Source organism: Paenibacillus sp. 01L418, assembly GCF_056400045.1.
In genome coordinates this window covers 1-2,199 of record NZ_JBFTSN010000665.1, presented here as the reverse complement: position 1 = coordinate 2,199, position 2,199 = coordinate 1, and the positions used below count along the sequence as shown (strand labels likewise).

General features: G+C 44.7%; 3 protein-coding genes. All 3 read left to right on the top strand.

Annotation, left to right across the window (positions count from 1 at the left end):
• The first annotated feature begins 130 nt into the window (after window positions 1-130).
• Window positions 131-769 carry an ABC transporter permease gene (locus tag AC1DSE_RS34340; protein WP_477509293.1) on the top strand — a complete coding sequence of 213 codons (639 nt, stop codon included), beginning with the start codon at window positions 131-133 and terminating at the stop codon, window positions 767-769.
• 48 nt (window positions 770-817) lie between these two features.
• Window positions 818-1,561, top strand: a complete 744-nt coding sequence (locus AC1DSE_RS34335; protein ID WP_256710970.1) for an IclR family transcriptional regulator — start codon at window positions 818-820, stop codon at window positions 1,559-1,561.
• A gap of 144 nt (window positions 1,562-1,705) precedes the next feature.
• Window positions 1,706-2,199, top strand: a 494-nt coding sequence (locus AC1DSE_RS34330) for a peptidoglycan-binding domain-containing protein (RefSeq protein WP_477529023.1), incomplete at its 3' end; no start/stop codon positions are given.

Sequence of the window (2,199 nt, the reverse complement as noted above, 5' to 3'; positions counted from 1 at the left end):
GTCTAAAGTCGGCGCTTCAAATTCTGCTGCAGCAAAATGCTCCTTATGTGGTTGTGGAAAATACCGAGCATGAAATCATTGGAATAATAACGCTTGAGCAATTGAAGCTGCAGAACGGCAGGTGAGAGGCATGATTGACTATTTAACCCGCCATTATGATGATTTATTAACCTCGTTGCTGGAGCATATTTATCTCACCTTTGTTTCGTTATTTATCGCACTTGTTATTGCGCTGCCATTAGGGTATTGGCTGTCGAGGCATCGGCGGATTTCCGTTCCTATTTTGTCCGTGCTAGGCATTATCTATGCGATTCCAAGCCTCGGGATGTTCGCTTTGCTAATTCCGCTAGTTGGCCTCGGCAGCAAGCCGGCGATTATCGCATTAGTTGTGTATAGTCAGCTGATTTTGGTGCGAAATGTCATTTCAGGCTTTCAATCGATTGAACCTTCGATTATTGAAGCAGCCAAAGGAATGGGCTATGGCAAGTGGAGGCTGTTCGTCCATATCGAGCTGCCGCTGGCACTGCCTGTCATCATTGGCGGCATTCGTATAGCATCGGTATCCGTAATAGGTATCGCAACCATAGCGGCATGGATTAATGCCGGCGGGTTAGGCGGTATTTTATTCGAAGGCTTATATCAAAACTCAGTGCCAAAAATGGTATGGGGCACGCTGCTCGTATCGTTATTAGCTTTATCTACAAATACGATTTTGCTGCAATTTGAAAAATCAACGATGCGCAGAGCACGCGGAGAACAAAGGGTATGATATACTGATCCTTATAATTGACTACTATTGTAAATATTTTGAGGTGCAATGATGAATGGAACTCAAACATTAGGACGTGCTATCGATATTTTATTCGTACTCGCTGAATCGGGAGCAACGCTCACGGTTAGTGAAATTGCGGAGAAGGTAGGCATCCCCGACAGTACCGCATATCGTTTTATTCAAACACTTATAAAAAATGGTTTCGTAGAGCGTAAGGGCAGAGGGCAAATTGGTCTAGGTCTGCGTATTTTTGATTTGGCAAGAAGCTTATCGCAGCAAATCGAGAAGGAGCTTCTTACGATCGCGAGGCCGATTATGGAGGATCTCACCGCACTTACGAATGAAACGACGGTGCTTTTTGTCCGCTCCGGTTCCAAAGCCATTTGTATCGAAAATGTAACGAGTAAACGTTTGATCAGGCTTTCTATTGAAAATGGAAGAATATTGCCGCTTAATTCAGGCGCTTCTGGGAAAACGCTGCTCGCTAATGAAAATGACAAAGTTATTGAAGAGATGTGCAAGCTTTTTGGCGAAGATGCCGGCAAGCCTTTGCTTTTGCAAGAAATGCATCGTATTAGGGAAGCGGGTTATTGCTTTACTTTGGGTGAGGTGGATACGGATGCTTTTGCAATTGCTGCCCCTATTTTTGATCCTCAGCAGCGAATCGTAGCCAGTTTATCTGCAGCAGGACCTATCCATCGGCTTAACGAGAATGAAATTCCTAATGTGATCCAATATGTAAAGGCAGCTGCATCACAAATTTCGTGCAAGCTCGGTGGTTTGGCATAAGTATTTTCAAATAAGATGAAGAAGAGTAGCGGAGCGCAAATAAGCGATCCGCTTTTTTATTGATTCAATATGGAATGAAATTAAATATTTGGGGATAGTAAGGGGGGAGTTAAATTCAAGAATCAAAAGGATGGTGTATTTTGCATGCAGCAGCATAAAAAGGCAATTGGTTTGGATGAACAACGCAATAAGATTGGGAGGTTTGCTGCAAGGTACATAGGCGCAGCATTACTCGCGATTACATTGATGTTCAGTATGCCTCATACTGGTCAAGCGATTGGCAAAAATGCGAAGGGTCCAGATGTCTATGTTATTCAAGGCATGCTGAAATCCCTGGGCAGCTATTCTGGCAAAATTGACGGTCGTTATGGGCCTTCTACAGTGCGCGGCGTAAAATATTATCAAAAAACTCATGGCTTGCCTACAACAGGAGCCGTAGATGCTAAAACGCTACAATCGATTTCTTATTCCTATTCGGAGAAGAAAGCAGCAACGAAGGCAAAAACGCAAGCAAAATGGAAAGGTAAAGCAAAAGGACTCGGCAACGGTAAAGGCGCTGGTAACGGAGCAGGCGGCGGAGCTGGTAACGGAGCAGGCGGCGGAGCTGGTAACGGAGCAGGCGGCGGAGCTGGTAACGG

Bases quoted from the DNA above. Each gene is read 5' to 3' on its own strand.
- AC1DSE_RS34335 (WP_256710970.1), top strand. From the start codon at position 818: ATGATGAATGGAACTCAAACATTAGGACGTGCTATCGATATTTTATTC.
- AC1DSE_RS34340 (WP_477509293.1), top strand. From the start codon at position 131: ATGATTGACTATTTAACCCGCCATTATGATGATTTATTAACCTCGTTG.